General features: G+C 62.2%; 15 protein-coding genes. 7 read left to right on the top strand and 8 right to left on the bottom strand.

The features are described 5' to 3' along the window. Positions 1 to 61: 61 nt before the first annotated feature. Positions 62 to 556: a PaaI family thioesterase gene (locus tag ORL50_RS15880; RefSeq protein ID WP_266016355.1), complete on the top strand. Its 495-nt coding sequence runs from the start codon at positions 62 to 64 to the stop codon at positions 554 to 556. A gap of 181 nt (positions 557 to 737) precedes the next feature. Continuing rightward, positions 738 to 2,438 (top strand): amidase, encoded by a 1,701-nt coding sequence (locus ORL50_RS15875; RefSeq protein ID WP_266016354.1) that lies wholly within the window; start codon positions 738 to 740, stop codon positions 2,436 to 2,438. Between the two features lie 38 nt (positions 2,439 to 2,476). Here the strand turns inward: ORL50_RS15875 and ORL50_RS15870 are convergent, their stop codons facing one another. From ORL50_RS15870 to ORL50_RS15860, 3 genes are read right to left on the bottom strand one after another with little or no spacing between them, the layout of a single operon-like run. Then, complete coding sequence (locus ORL50_RS15870) at positions 2,477 to 3,508, bottom strand: DUF2955 domain-containing protein (protein WP_266016353.1); 1,032 nt, start codon at positions 3,506 to 3,508, stop codon at positions 2,477 to 2,479. Beyond that, positions 3,498 to 4,643: an HlyD family secretion protein gene (locus ORL50_RS15865; protein ID WP_266016352.1), complete on the bottom strand. Its 1,146-nt coding sequence runs from the start codon at positions 4,641 to 4,643 to the stop codon at positions 3,498 to 3,500. The genes ORL50_RS15870 and ORL50_RS15865 overlap by 11 nt, the downstream gene beginning before the upstream one ends. Continuing rightward, positions 4,636 to 6,192 (bottom strand): efflux transporter outer membrane subunit, encoded by a 1,557-nt coding sequence (locus tag ORL50_RS15860; protein ID WP_266016351.1) that lies wholly within the window; start codon positions 6,190 to 6,192, stop codon positions 4,636 to 4,638. The genes ORL50_RS15865 and ORL50_RS15860 overlap by 8 nt, the downstream gene beginning before the upstream one ends. A gap of 136 nt (positions 6,193 to 6,328) precedes the next feature. Here ORL50_RS15860 and ORL50_RS15855 point away from each other — a divergent pair, with 136 nt between their 5' ends. Beyond that, the gene (locus tag ORL50_RS15855; RefSeq protein WP_266016350.1) at positions 6,329 to 6,847 is read left to right on the top strand and encodes a transporter suffix domain-containing protein; all 519 of its coding nucleotides are present in this window, start codon (positions 6,329 to 6,331) and stop codon (positions 6,845 to 6,847) included. A gap of 8 nt (positions 6,848 to 6,855) precedes the next feature. Here the strand turns inward: ORL50_RS15855 and ORL50_RS15850 are convergent, their stop codons facing one another. Further along, complete coding sequence (locus tag ORL50_RS15850) at positions 6,856 to 7,869, bottom strand: GlxA family transcriptional regulator (RefSeq protein ID WP_266016349.1); 1,014 nt, start codon at positions 7,867 to 7,869, stop codon at positions 6,856 to 6,858. A gap of 172 nt (positions 7,870 to 8,041) precedes the next feature. On the opposite strand from ORL50_RS15850, the gene ORL50_RS15845 reads away from it, so the two are divergent. The 3 genes from ORL50_RS15845 to ORL50_RS15835 all read left to right on the top strand — a co-directional run bounded on the left by ORL50_RS15845 (position 8,042) and on the right by ORL50_RS15835 (position 9,213). After that, positions 8,042 to 8,482, top strand: coding sequence for a hypothetical protein (locus ORL50_RS15845; RefSeq protein ID WP_266016348.1), 441 nt, complete (start codon positions 8,042 to 8,044; stop codon positions 8,480 to 8,482). Positions 8,483 to 8,622: 140 nt separating this feature from the next. Then, positions 8,623 to 8,880, top strand: a complete 258-nt coding sequence (locus ORL50_RS15840) for a DUF6555 family protein (RefSeq protein WP_266016347.1) — start codon at positions 8,623 to 8,625, stop codon at positions 8,878 to 8,880. Positions 8,881 to 8,973: 93 nt separating this feature from the next. Then, positions 8,974 to 9,213 (top strand): hypothetical protein, encoded by a 240-nt coding sequence (locus ORL50_RS15835; protein WP_266016346.1) that lies wholly within the window; start codon positions 8,974 to 8,976, stop codon positions 9,211 to 9,213. A 58-nt stretch (positions 9,214 to 9,271) separates the two neighbouring features. Here ORL50_RS15835 and ORL50_RS15830 read toward each other — a convergent pair whose 3' ends face one another. Genes ORL50_RS15830 through ORL50_RS15820 form a run of 3 tightly spaced genes read right to left on the bottom strand, consistent with a single transcriptional unit; the run spans position 9,272 to position 11,186 of the window. Then, positions 9,272 to 10,120, bottom strand: a complete 849-nt coding sequence (locus tag ORL50_RS15830; protein WP_266016345.1) for a DUF3618 domain-containing protein — start codon at positions 10,118 to 10,120, stop codon at positions 9,272 to 9,274. Further along, entirely contained in the window at positions 10,117 to 10,548 is a 432-nt protein-coding gene (locus tag ORL50_RS15825) for a phage holin family protein (RefSeq protein ID WP_266016344.1), read from the bottom strand. The genes ORL50_RS15830 and ORL50_RS15825 overlap by 4 nt, the downstream gene beginning before the upstream one ends. Continuing rightward, positions 10,548 to 11,186, bottom strand: a complete 639-nt coding sequence (locus ORL50_RS15820; RefSeq protein WP_266016343.1) for a hypothetical protein — start codon at positions 11,184 to 11,186, stop codon at positions 10,548 to 10,550. The genes ORL50_RS15825 and ORL50_RS15820 overlap by 1 nt, the downstream gene beginning before the upstream one ends. A 226-nt stretch (positions 11,187 to 11,412) precedes the next feature. Here ORL50_RS15820 and ORL50_RS15815 point away from each other — a divergent pair, with 226 nt between their 5' ends. Then, complete coding sequence (locus tag ORL50_RS15815; RefSeq protein ID WP_266016342.1) at positions 11,413 to 11,781, top strand: low affinity iron permease family protein; 369 nt, start codon at positions 11,413 to 11,415, stop codon at positions 11,779 to 11,781. Positions 11,782 to 11,797: 16 nt separating this feature from the next. On the opposite strand, the gene ORL50_RS15810 is transcribed toward ORL50_RS15815, so the two are convergent. Next, positions 11,798 to 12,199: a VOC family protein gene (locus ORL50_RS15810; protein WP_266016341.1), complete on the bottom strand. Its 402-nt coding sequence runs from the start codon at positions 12,197 to 12,199 to the stop codon at positions 11,798 to 11,800. Between the last annotated feature and the right edge of the window lie 423 nt (positions 12,200 to 12,622).

Here is a 12,622-nt window from a genome sequence, read left to right as displayed (position 1 = left end):
CTGCGGGTTAGGTATTTCCTATAGGCTTGGCAGATTCCCAGAACAACAAGAGGAACCTCCCATGCTCGACATTTCCCTGCAGGACAGCGCCGCGCCAGAAGGCGTTTGTTATGGCTGTGGCGGGAAAAACCCCCATGGTCTGCATATCAAGAGCTTCTGGCATGAGGACGGCATGCATGTCATGGCCGAGCACCTGCCCGATGCCCGGTACTGCGGCTGGCCCGATCTGGTTTACGGTGGGTTGATCGCCATGCTGGTGGACTGCCATTCGAACTGGACGGCCATGGCCTATCACTACCGCGCGGAAAATCGCGCAGCCGACAGCCTGCCGCGCATCGACTGCGTCACTGGCAACCTGGGCATCAAGTTCATCAAGCCGACGCCCATGGGTGTGCCGCTGACCCTGCGCGCCAAGGTCGAAGGCGACGTTGGCCGCAAGACTCGGGTGATTTGTGAGGTGTTTGCCGATGGAGTCCTGACCGCCGTGGGCGATTCGGTGTTCGTGCGGGTCGATACCGGGCAACTGGCTGCTGCGGCGCACGGTCGCGAGGGTTGAAGGCTCGGCACTTTTTTTACCAGCGGCGCGCCCGCTCTGGTGCAAAATGGCCGCTCGGCCGATAAGCTCTGGCCCTGTCGCGAACGCAGTGCAACGAGAGTCATATGAATATCCAAGTTGAGAAGTGTGATGCCCCGATCCAGCGTGATGGTTCAATCCAGCAAAGGACGGGGGTAGTCGCATGATCGAGGTCACCGAGGTTTCCATTGCCCAATTGCGGGCGGCGCTCGAGTCGGGCCAGACCACCGCAGTCGAACTGGTTCAGGCTTACCTTGCCAGGGTCGATGCCTATGACGGGAGTGACACACCTACTGCGTTGAACGCTGTGGTGGTGCGTAATCCTCAAGCCCTCGCCGAAGCGCAAGCCTGCGATGAGCGCCGCGCCAAGGGCCAGACCCTCGGCCCGCTCGATGGCATTCCCTATACCGCCAAGGACAGTTACCTGGTCAAAGGGCTGACGGCCGCTTCCGGCAGCCCGGCCTTTGTTGATCTGGTGGCATACCGTGATGCGTTCACCATCGAGCGCCTGCGCGCGGCCGGCGCGATCTGCCTGGGCAAGACCAACATGCCGCCCATGGCTAATGGCGGCATGCAACGCGGGGTTTATGGCCGTGCGGAGAGCCCGTACAACGCCGACTATCTGACTGCGCCCTTTGCGTCGGGGTCGTCCAACGGCGCCGGTACTGCGACGGCGGCCAGTTTCGCCGCATTCGGTTTGGCCGAAGAAACCTGGTCGAGTGGCCGGGGGCCGGCATCGAACAACGGCTTGTGTGCCTATACGCCTTCGCGCGGGGTGATTTCGGTGCGCGGCAACTGGCCGCTGACGCCGACCATGGACGTGGTGGTGCCTTTCGCCCGGACCATGGCGGATCTGCTCGAAGTGCTCGACGTGGTAGTTGCGCAAGACCCAGACACCCGCGGCGATCTGTGGCGCATGCAGCCCTGGGTACCGATTCCGAGCGTGGCCTCGGTGCGTCCCGCGAGCTATCCAGCACTGGCGGCCAAGGCTGATGCCCTGGCCGGAAAACGCCTCGGCGTGCCGCGCATGTACATCAATGCCGACCCGGAGGCTGGCACCGCTGAAGCGCCGGGCATCGGTGGGCCTACCGGCCAGCGCATCATCACCCGCGACTCGGTGATCGGGCTTTGGCAACAGGCGCGCCAGGCCCTGGAAGCGGCGGGTGCCGAAGTGGTCGAGGTGGATTTCCCGCTGGTGTCCAATTGCGAGGGTGATCGTCCCGGAGCTCCCACGGTGTTCAACCGGGGCTTGGTGTCGAAAGAGTTTCTGCACCACGAACTGTGGGATCTGACGGCCTGGGCGTTCGATGATTTCCTGCAGGCCAACGGCGATCCAAAGCTCAACCGCCTGGTCGATGTCGACGGCCCGCTGATTTTCCCCCACGACCCGGGCACCCTGCCCAACCGCGAAGGCGACCTGGTGGCGGGGATGGACGAGTACGTGCGCATGGCCGAACGCGGTATCACGCCGTGGGATCAGATCAGCACGGTGCCCGACGGCCTGCGCGGCCTGGAGCAGACGCGGCGTATCGATCTGGAAGACTGGATGGATCGCCTGGGCCTGGACGCGGTGCTGTTTCCGACAGTCGCTGACGTGGCCCCGGCCAACGCCGACGTCGATCCGCACTCTGCGGACATCGCCTGGAGTAACGGAGTATGGGTCGCCAACGGCAACCTCGCGATCCGCCACCTGGGCGTTCCAACGGTGACGGTACCGATGGGGGTGATGCCGGACATCGGTATGCCGGTTGGCTTGACCTTTGCCGGGCGCGCCTATGACGACTCAGCGCTGCTGCGCCTGGCCAGTGCGTTCGAGTCTACCGGTTCGAAGCGCATGATCCCGCCGCGCACGCCTGCGCTGTAGCGATCAAAAGATCGCAGCCTCGTTTCACTCGACAGCTCCTACAGGGGCTTGGCGGTGACAGCTGTTGGTCGCCGCGCCTCCAGCAGATTGACCATCAGGCATGCGTACAGCGTCACGCCGATGAACAGTCCCATGCGGATCGCAAATGCCGTGTAGACGTCTTTGCCTGCGGCGCTGTCCTGCACCGACTGGCCCAACAGAATGATCATGGTGATCAGGCTGTTGAGCCAGAAGCCCGGGCTCAGGCGGGTAGGACTTAGGCGGTAGAGTTTGCGCGCCAGCAGCAGGCCGGACAGGAGCATCCACAGGAAAAACATCCAAAGGTGCACAAACAGGCTCAACGCGCACCAGAACAGGATCGCCAGCAATCCGCCGAGCAAAGTCGAGCCGACCAGTTCCCGGCCGGCACTGTGGGTGCTGGCGGTGGAGCTCTGCTGGCCGAGGCCGACGGCCTTGAGAATCAGCGGCAGGTAACTGGCCGGATCGATCAGCGCCAGCAGGAAAGTCGGCAGCACGATCAGCGTCGCTCGTAGCGCGACACGTCCGGTTTCTTCGGCTGGCAAGCCTGGGGGCGTCGGCGCTGGGGGCGCATCTGGCGGTTCGGGAAACAGCCAGTGACTGCAGCCCACGGCGAGCACCGCGAGGAGCAGCCCCTTGACCAGCGCCCCGATGACCGCCGCCGCCAGGCCGAAATCGGCAATTCCGGCTGACGGAATCATCGTCAGCCCGATCACCAAAAACGTGACGATAAGCGCGTTGCCACCGCGCAAACCGAAGCGAAACACCAAAAACAGACTGAGGCCAACCAACAGCACGCCGCTGATGGGGTAGTAGCGCAGCACCGGAATCAGCAGCAGGCCGCTGCCGGTGGTCAGCAGCGCCGCCAGCGCCAGGACCAGCGCCGCCTTGAACGGCAGCGGCCGATTCAGCGACGCCAGCAGCAATACCGCCAGCACTGGCGCCAGGAAGGGAATCGGCAGGCCCAGGCCGAAACTCGCAGCAAGGCACAGCGCCGTGCCCGTGGCCAGGCGCAACGCGCGCCGTGCTCGGATGGTGGATTCAGTAGACATACGACAGCCAGCTCATGAACCCCAAAAACATCCGGCCGAGCGGGTTTAGCGGATTGCCCTCGCGGGGAAAGGCCATGACTTCAGCCTGCCCGCCGGCGCGGATCCCGCGACTGTCGCGCAAGTGTTCCTTGGCTTCGGCTGAGAACTCGACAATCACCGGAAAGCGCTGTGCCGGGCGCAACCAGTCGCGGCTGTTCTGCACACTGGGCAAAGTCCCGGGCGCGGGCGGCTGACCGACGCTGACCCCGTAGCCCACGCTGCGCACACGCCCCTCGAACACCTCGCCCGGCAGCGCATCGAGGACGATCGCCACCGGCGTATCGACCTGGACCAGGCCGAGGTTGTTCTCGGTCATGTCGGCGCTGACCCACACATCGTGGATCGCGATCAGGGTCATCACCGCGCCTCCGGCAGCGGCAAACTGGCCGGCATCGGTGCGCAGGTCGGTGATCAACCCGGACGACCGGGCGCGCACCTGGGTGTTGGCCAGATCCAGTTCGGCTTTGGATAACGCCGTGGCCGCACTGCGCAATGTCGCGTTCTCCTCCTCGCTGCCGCCCTCCTGTTCCCGGGCGCGCTGGACTTCTGCGCGGGCTGCGGCCACCTGGCTCACCGCCTGTTCGCGATTGGCCCGGGAGACTTCCAGCAGGCGCACCGAGATAGTGCCCGGATCGTCCCGGTACAAGCCTTCAAGGCGTTGATTGTCCTGGCGCGCCTTGAGTTCGTTGGCCTGGGCCGCGCGCAGATTGGCCTGCGCCGCGGCAATGCCGGCAGTGCCGGCACCGATCTGGCGCCGGGTCGATTCAAGATCGGCTCGCGCTCGATCCACCGCAATCTGATAAGGCTGGGGATCGACCTCGAACAGCACGTCGCCGGCCTTTACATCCTGATTGTTGCGCACGTTGACTCGAACGACCCGCCCCGCCACTTCCGCCGCCACCGGAATCACAAAGGCGCCGACTCGCGCCTGCTGCGTATACGGCGTGAAGCGATCCGCCAGCAGGTACCAGGCCAGGCTCAGGACAATCAACAGCAACACCCATTTCAGCCCTTTGCGACTTGGATCAGCAGCCGGGGCCGGTGTCGGTATCGGCGCTGGAGGTGCTTCTGACGGGGCTGGGACGCTGTCACTCATGGGTCTTTACCTCGTCAGGCTGGGGAAAGGCAGGTTGGGCAGCAGCAGGTTCATCCAGCAGGTCGCCCCAGTCGGTACGCTTGGCCATTTGCTGGCGAGTGGCCGGATCCAGCATCGGCTGGGCGCTGTACCAACCGCCGCCCAAGGATTTGTACAGGGCAATGAGATTGCTCACGGCGTTGCTGCGGGCGACCAGGTAGTTGTCCTGTTGCTCCAACAGCGCCCGCTGCGCATCCAGCACCCGCTGGAAATCCGAATAACCCTCGCGGTATTGCGCGCTGGCCAGCACCAGCGAGCGCTTGGCGGCGACCTCGGCCTCGCCCAGGATTCGTTCGCGCTCAAGGGCTTTGATCAGGCCGCCCGCGGCGTCATCGGCCTCCCTCGCCGCCTGGCGAACCTTGTCCCGATAGACCTCGATCAACTGCTGCAACCGCGCATCCTGGACCCGCACGTTGTTGCTGATCTGGCCATGATCGAACACATTCCAGCGCAGGCTCGGACCACCGATCAGGTCCAGGCTGCGCGGGGTGCCATCCAACGAGTCGGCGGACCAGACGATACTGCCGAGCAACGTCAGCGAGGGGTAGAAATCGCTCTCGGCCACGCCGATCAGCGCCGACTGCGCCGCAACGTTGAGCTCGGCGGCGCGCACATCGGGGCGCCGCAATAGCAGGCTGGCGGGCACATCCTGCAGCACTGCACGGTCCACCAGCGGGATCAGTCCGTCATACGCCGCCAGCTGCGGCATGCCGCCAGGAGGCTGGCCGACCAGCACCGCCAGCGCGTTGCGGGTGCGTTGCAACTGGTCCTCCAGGCTGGGGATGGTGCTCAGGGTGCCCAGGTATTGCGTGCGGGCCTGTTGCAGGTCGAGCTCGGCGCTCTGTCCGCTGTTGAACAGCTTCTCGGTGATTTCAAAATTGCGCTGCTGCTGGCGCGCATTTTCTTTTGCCACCCGTAATCGCGCCTCGGTGGTGCGCAATGCAAAGTAGGTGTCCGCCACCTGTGCACGCAACAGCACCAGCACGTCTTCATAGTTGGCACGCGCGGCAAAATAGCTGGCGTCGGCCGATTCGATGGCACGGCTGAAGCGCCCCCAGAAGTCCAGCTCCCAGCCCACATCGAAGCCCACGCTGTGCTGCCAGAAGTGGCTGTCCTGAGGGTTGCTGCCGCCCGATTGCCGTCGGTTGAAGTACAGGCTGTCGGCGCTGGCCTGCTGCAGTTGCGGGTAACGCCCGCTTTCGGCAATCCCCAGCCGCGCCCGGGCTTCCATGACCCGCAGGCCGGCGATTTTGAGATCGGCGTTGCTCGCGTCTGCATCGGCGATCAGGCAGTCCAACACCGGGTCGTTGAAGACCTGCCACCACTCGCGCAAGTCAGGGCTCCGCCCGCGCTGGCTGGCCTGTTCGAGCGCCGGGCTGCTCCATAGCCGGCTCCATGCCTCCCCCGGCGCCTGGAAATCCGGCCCCAGGCGCACGCAGCCGCTTAGGCCAAGGATGCCAAGGATCAGCAGTTGGCGTGGGCCTATGAGCAGGGTTGCGCTTGAGAGCATGAATGTCTTCCGCTGCGACAGTCAGTCAAGCATAGCCACAGAAACCCCATACCAACGGCCACTTTCGTGTGACAGGTGCTACGCTTTTTCAACGTGAAGACGCACGTGAATCCAATCGGCCAGATGAGGTGAAAACATGAGCTCCGCACCGGACACTGCGGCCCCGCATTCGGCCGGCTGGCGCTTCAAACTGGGCATCGCGATCATCTGCGTGATGGCGGGCTCCTGGTTGCTGGTACCCATCCTCGCCGTAGCCGACGTCCCCGGCTCGCGGATCGCCGCCCTGACCGGCGTGTTGTTCATCAGCAACAAGGTGCTGTTGATCCTGGTCATTGCGATCATGGGAAAATCCGGATTCCAGCAACTCAAGCGCAGCCTGTTCGGCTACGTGACTTCAATTACGCCCAGCATGGACGCCGAAGTGGGCCCCTGGCGCCACCGCATCGGCATTGTCATGTTCTGCGTACCGCTGATATCGGCTTTTCTGGAGCCCTACGTCGATAGCATCTGGCCGGGCCTGCGCCCCAACCTCTGGCAGCTGCAGGCGCTGGGCGATGCCATGCTGGTCGCCAGCTTCTTCGTGCTGGGGGGCAATTTCTGGGAGAAGTTGCGCTCGCTGTTCATCCGGACTGCGCGGGTGACCACTGGGCCCTAGACGCAGGGTTACTTGACCAGGCGTTTTTCCTTGGATGGCCGGTAGCCGAAGTAGGCGCTGTAGCACTTGCTGAAATGACTCGGCGAGACAAATCCGCAGGCCACCAGGACCTCGACCTGGGACAACTCGGTGTGCTGCAGCAGGCGTCGCGCCTCGGTAATGCGCAGCTCCAGGTAGTAGCGTTGTGGCGTGGTGCCCAGTTGTTCCTTGAACAGGCGTTCCAGTTGGCGCCGGGAACGGCCGGCGTACACGGCCAGTTGCTCCAGCTCCAGCGGCTCTTCAAGATTGGCGTCCATCAGTTTCACTACTTCGCGCAACGGGGCGCTGACACAGATGTTCTCCGCCGGCTTGATCCGCCGGTAACGCGATTCCTCGAAGGCCAGGATGTCCTCGACGCCCTCGACCAGGGCCTTGTCGTACAGACTTTTGATCCAGTCCAGGGCCATGTGGAAGGCGCCCGACGGACTGGATGCGGTCAGCCGGTCGCGATCGATCACATAGGGTTCGCTGCTGACCTGGGTCGCCCGGGAAATCTCCGCCAGCGCCGGGCGGTGCTCCGGGTGGATAGCGCAACGATAGCCATCGAGCAGGCCCGCCTTGCCAAGGAACCAGGCACCATTCCACAGGCCAGCCAGCATCACGCCCTGCTCCGCTGCGGTCTTGAGCAGCGTGGTCAACCCTTCGTGGGCCTTGAGTTCGGTTCGGTAACCGCCACACACCACCAGCAGGTCCAGGCCCTTGATGGCGGAGCAGTCGAGACGCGCATCCGGGCGAATGACCAGGCCCAGATCGCTGACCACCTCGCCGTCGCTCACGCCCAAGGTGCGCGTGGTAAATACGCCGGGGCGCAACAGGTTGGCGGTGATCAGGGTATCGAGTACTTGCGTAAAGGCCGGCAGCGAGAAATTCTCGAGCAACAGAAAACCGCACCGCACCACTTGGGGTGTCGCACTGGCGTTGTCATTCAGGTAACGAAGATTCTTGCCCTTCAACCCGGCGCTGAACTGACGTCTCTCGATCAAGGGTCGACCTGCTGCGTGATGAAAACCAATACGTTATGGGGCGCGCAGACAAAGCGCAATGGCGTTGCCTGCAAAGATACTTCAACCGCTGATCCTCGTTTCCCGGTGCTACGCTGAGAATGCTTCGCAGAAAGAAATCGCGACCCATTGGAAAACGTTCGAGAGCTTACACATGAAGCCGATCCTGATAAGCGGTCTTACCCTGGTGATGGTCGGCACGCTGACGTATTCACTGCTGCAGTGGCGCGATGTGCAGAACCACACCCAGGAATTACGCTGCGGCGAAGCCAGGGAGGCATTAAAAGGAGTTGAAGTGCGGGCCCGGGCGCTGGCGGCGGGTTTGTCGGTGGATGCCTATGCCAAGGCCGAGGAAGATGACGTGGCGAAACTGGTCGGCGCGCTGGATGCGGCCAGGAGCGATGTTGAAGTCGACTCGGTGATGGAGTCTCATGCCTCGGCGATTGGTGCAGAAGACGCCGCCATTGATGCGGAGGTCGACAGTCGGGGTAACCAGGCATTCCTTGAGCAAAACCTGCGCAAACAGCGCATACCGGTCGACGTCAAACAGGAGCTCGAACGCGCCGCCAAGGCCGTCAAGCTGACCTGTAGCTGAGCAGGTTAAAACGCGATCATCCAGGCACCTGAAAAGTGCAATTTTTTTCCTGAAAATAAGAGCTTAACGCCGCTGGGAAATTGCTTTGAATTTTTTCTGACACCACCACTCCTTTGTCTATGAGCATAAGGAGGGTCCTCATGAACAGCACCGGTCTCTACATCATTGAATACCTGCTCCACGGGGAGAAGAGGTCGTTCATCATCCGGGCAAAAGTGATGAGCAATCGCGATGCCTGGCATTGGGCAAGTTGTGATGCGGGCATCGCGCCTATCCCCAAACCGGGAAGGCCGCCGCTCAAGGTGGTCTCGAGGCCCCAGGCAGAGAAATACGGAGTCGCCGAGGTGCGCTGGCGCGAGTCGGCAAAGCTCGACTGGACCGAAACGACACCGTCATGACCGGCCTGCGGTCCCTTGGTCAGCCGCAATGAAAAATCTCGAACTCGAACTGCACCGTTGCATCCAATATGAAAGCCAATGGAGGTATGCGACATGAACAATGATGACCGGGTACACGATGGCAAAGCAGCAGTGACATCCAACGCACCGCCCACGGATTCGTCCGGCAAGCCGGTGAATGTGGTCCAGAGGGATCTGGCGGACAGGGACGACGATACCAGGGCAGTCGATGAAGTCATCACGCCCTCTTCCACGCGTACCAAGGAGCAGGATGCCGAAGAGCTGCAAAAGAAGGTCGACGAGATAGAACGCAAAGTGGCTGATGGAAATTGACCGACTGCGTGATACAAACAAACGGGAGGCCTTGAGGCCTCCCTTTTTACGCCTGGTTTCAGGAAGTACCCAACCCTCCAGATAAATCCGCTGGAGAGCTGGATGCCGTGCGCTGTTGCCCGTTCGGGGCGCTGCTCATATCGCTGTTGCTATCCGGCTTGGCATCCGCATGATCGGTGGTTTTGGTCACGGTATCGCGCACCGCTTCAAAGCCCTCGCGCGCCTGCTGCTTGACCTTGTCGGTGAGCCCGGCGCTGGTCTTGCCCAGGTAGCGTTGCTCGGTAGCCGTCGAGGGGATCGCGGCGCCCAGTAGCGCGCCTAACGCGATGCCGGCTGCGGCGACCATCAATGGCTGCTCCTTGAGCAGATGACTGAACTGGTCACCCATCGCCTGCGTGCTGCGCACCAGCCGATCGCTGGCGTCATGCATGGCGTGGCTGACATTGTCCGTGGCGGCGCCCAGGCTGTCGCTCAAATGGGCGGCCTTGCCCTTGACGGATTGATAGCCCTCCTTCACGGAGTCAGCGGTGTGGTGCAGGTGATCCCGCGCACTGTCTATACCATCCGACACGCCATCGGCCCATTCACCGACCTTGCTGTGCTCAGGCCCACTGCGATAACCGACACTCGGGCTTGGCGGGCGATTCTGGCTCATCATCAGCCACAGCAGCCCCACCGAAGTCAGCACGGCGGGCACCGGATTATTGCGCACGCTGGTGCCCAGGTTGGACAGGAACGCGGTGCCGTTGCCCTGCATCACCCCCCATGCCTGATCGAACATTTGCCCTGGGGTGAATTTGCTTTCCAACGCATCGACGATGTTGCCAATACTGGCGCGCTGGGCGTCGATTTCACGCTCGATAGCTTCCGGGCTTTTTCCCGATTCCAGTTCGAATTCGCTTTTCATGAGACTTTCCTCCGCAGCGCTTCCTGATCCTTGTTCAAAGCGTCCAGGGTGCGATCAGGCTTGAAGTGGGATGGCTCGAATTGTTTTTTGCCGGACTGCAGCATCGCGAACCCGACGATCATCACCACCACGCCCACAATCAGTGCAGCCAGCCAGGGTGCCATCACCATCGACAGGCCATAGACCACTGAAAACAGCAGGACGATGAAACCTGCCAGCAGCACAATCGCGCCGCCTGCCACTGCGGCAATGCCGGCCTTGAGGGTGGTGAGGCTGGCCTGCAGCTCGGCCTTGGCCAGCGCCAGTTCCTTGGTAAACAGGGCTGGTACCTCGCGTGACAGCTGGCGCAGCAGGCCGACCACTGACGCATCGGTTTCCACCACGGGCACGGGGCGTGCGCCCGGCAGATCTGGGTCTTCTCTGTTCATCACAGTGCTCCCTTGAAGTCGTTCGAACCTGGGGTTGTTGGCGTGGCAAAGTCAGTGGGGTGGTCCTGCTCGCTGGGCGCCGACGGAGTGATACCGGTGTCCAGCCCGGTGCGCGGGGCCACCGACGTTTCATAAGGGCGTTGAGCACCAAAGCCACCGGACGGCGGCGTGGAGCTGCTGCTCTCGGCGGGTTGTTCCGGGCTGGCGGTATAGGCTGGCGCCGTACCGGCCTTGAGGAATCGCGACAGGCCAAAGCCCAGCGCGACGCTGCCGGCCAGGAACAGCGCCGGATTGTTGCGGGCCAGGTCGGCCGCATCGTGCAGCAACTGCTCGGCGCTTTTGCCGCGCAGGTTCCCCGCCAGGCCGGTCATGGATTGCGCCATGTCGGCCAGGTAGTCGGACATGCCCAGGCTGTCCTTGTCTTCAAGTTCCGCGACGAAGGATTTTGCCCCTTTGGCCAACGCCTCGATCTGGTCGGCGGCGGTATCACGGTACTGCCCGAACTGCGCATCCGCTTGCTGCCGGGCATCGCCGAGAGCCTCGGTGACACCTTCCTTCAAATGTTGAAAATCGGCCTCCGGTCTTGCGGAGCCCTGATGATCGTTCTGACCTTCAGTCCTGCTGTCTGGAATATTCATGACGTCCCTCGCCTTTCGAAAAGTGCGTTTTTCGGGTGCGCCACGACACATTCGCAGCCCCCCTCAGTGCAGATGACGAAGGTGCAATAACAGGAGTTCCAACAGAATGATGAGCGACTCAACGGGCCGACGCGCGAGCCAACAGGTGGTCTGAAAGGCGCTTAAATAAAAAGAATTTCGTAGAAGTGCTGCGGTCTACGACTGACTTTCCCAAAGGCCAGACTTCATGAAATTCTCGAAATTCTGCCAGGCACTGTCCAACGGCGCCGGCAACTCCAAAACCTTCCTCGCCGCGATTGTCCTGATCATCGTATGGGCGACGACCGGACCGTATTTCCATTACAACGACACCTGGCAACTGATCATCAATACATCGACCACGATCGTAACTTTCCTGATGGTGTTCCTGATTCAAAACACCCAGAACCGCGACAACGATATTTTGCACCTGAAGATTGACGAGCTGATCCGCGCCACCAAGGAAGCGCAGAACGCTACGTTATCGCTGGACAAGATGGGCACCCGGGAACTGCGCAAGCTGCGCAAGCACTACAGCTCGCTGGGGGATGTGGAGGCGATTAATCTGGACGATTGATCAGGGCCGCGCAGGCTCACTCCAACCCATCGGCATGCACGAAGCACAATTTGTTGCCCTCCGGATCCCGGCAATACGCGCCAAAGTAATCCGGCGAGTAGTGCGCCCGTATGCCGGGAGCCCCCTCATCCGCCCCTCCCCCTGCAATAGCTGCTGACCAGGCCGCCTGCACCTGTTCCCGCGAACGACAGGCGAAGCTGACCTGGGTGCCATTGCCCCAGTTGGCCGGCAACCCATTGAAGGGCAGCTGGATGTAAAACTGGGGCCACGGCTTGCCCGGGTATTGCCACCCCGCACCGGGCGGGCCGCCATCGTTTTCGTCAGGCATGCGTTCCAGGCCCAGGGGGCGCAGCACCGCGTCGTAGAAGGTGGTCATGGCCGTGAGATCACGGGCCCCGATGATGATGTGGCTGAACATGAGAGGGTTCCTGGGGTGGGCCGCTTTTGGGGGATAGGGAGCAGTTGAGAGTAGCTCGGGAGCAAGATCAAGAGATCGCAGCCTCGTTGCACTCGGCAGCTCCTACGGTTGACCGGCGTTGCGCACGGGTTTTGTGTGCGCTGAAGCTCCTTGTAGGAGTGAGCCTGCTCGCGATGGTCTTTGAGCTGGAGAATTTGTTGGCTGACACTCCGCCATCGCGAGCAGGCTCGCTCCTACAGTGGGACTTCGTCGTACGCAAATATTGAATCAAATGCAGATCCCTGTAGGAGTGAGCCTGCTCGCGATGGTCTTGCAGCTGGAGAATTTGTTGGCTGACACTCCGCCATCGCGAGCAGGCTCGCTCCTACAGTGGGACTTCGTCGTACGCAAATATTGAATCCAAAGCAGATCCCTGTAGGAGTG

Origin of the sequence: Pseudomonas sp. RIT-562, assembly GCF_026241895.1 — a bacterium.
Lineage (GTDB): Bacteria > Pseudomonadota > Gammaproteobacteria > Pseudomonadales > Pseudomonadaceae > Aquipseudomonas > Aquipseudomonas mandelii_F.
The sequence above is the reverse complement of the archived record's forward strand: the minus strand, read 5'-3'. Positions and strand labels throughout refer to the sequence as shown.

What these genes read in the sequence shown, in the direction of transcription:
- ORL50_RS15880 (WP_266016355.1), top strand. Translation starts at nt 62, where the DNA reads ATGCTCGACATTTCCCTGCAGGACAGCGCCGCGCCAGAAGGCGTTTGT.
- ORL50_RS15875 (WP_266016354.1), top strand. Translation starts at nt 738, where the DNA reads ATGATCGAGGTCACCGAGGTTTCCATTGCCCAATTGCGGGCGGCGCTC.
- ORL50_RS15870 (WP_266016353.1), bottom strand. Translation starts at nt 3,508, where the DNA reads ATGTCTACTGAATCCACCATCCGAGCACGGCGCGCGTTGCGCCTGGCC.
- ORL50_RS15865 (WP_266016352.1), bottom strand. Translation starts at nt 4,643, where the DNA reads ATGAGTGACAGCGTCCCAGCCCCGTCAGAAGCACCTCCAGCGCCGATA.
- ORL50_RS15860 (WP_266016351.1), bottom strand. Translation starts at nt 6,192, where the DNA reads ATGCTCTCAAGCGCAACCCTGCTCATAGGCCCACGCCAACTGCTGATC.
- ORL50_RS15855 (WP_266016350.1), top strand. Translation starts at nt 6,329, where the DNA reads ATGAGCTCCGCACCGGACACTGCGGCCCCGCATTCGGCCGGCTGGCGC.
- ORL50_RS15845 (WP_266016348.1), top strand. Translation starts at nt 8,042, where the DNA reads ATGAAGCCGATCCTGATAAGCGGTCTTACCCTGGTGATGGTCGGCACG.
- ORL50_RS15840 (WP_266016347.1), top strand. Translation starts at nt 8,623, where the DNA reads ATGAACAGCACCGGTCTCTACATCATTGAATACCTGCTCCACGGGGAG.
- ORL50_RS15835 (WP_266016346.1), top strand. Translation starts at nt 8,974, where the DNA reads ATGAACAATGATGACCGGGTACACGATGGCAAAGCAGCAGTGACATCC.
- ORL50_RS15830 (WP_266016345.1), bottom strand. Translation starts at nt 10,120, where the DNA reads ATGAAAAGCGAATTCGAACTGGAATCGGGAAAAAGCCCGGAAGCTATC.
- ORL50_RS15825 (WP_266016344.1), bottom strand. Translation starts at nt 10,548, where the DNA reads ATGAACAGAGAAGACCCAGATCTGCCGGGCGCACGCCCCGTGCCCGTG.
- ORL50_RS15820 (WP_266016343.1), bottom strand. Translation starts at nt 11,186, where the DNA reads ATGAATATTCCAGACAGCAGGACTGAAGGTCAGAACGATCATCAGGGC.
- ORL50_RS15815 (WP_266016342.1), top strand. Translation starts at nt 11,413, where the DNA reads ATGAAATTCTCGAAATTCTGCCAGGCACTGTCCAACGGCGCCGGCAAC.
- ORL50_RS15810 (WP_266016341.1), bottom strand. Translation starts at nt 12,199, where the DNA reads ATGTTCAGCCACATCATCATCGGGGCCCGTGATCTCACGGCCATGACC.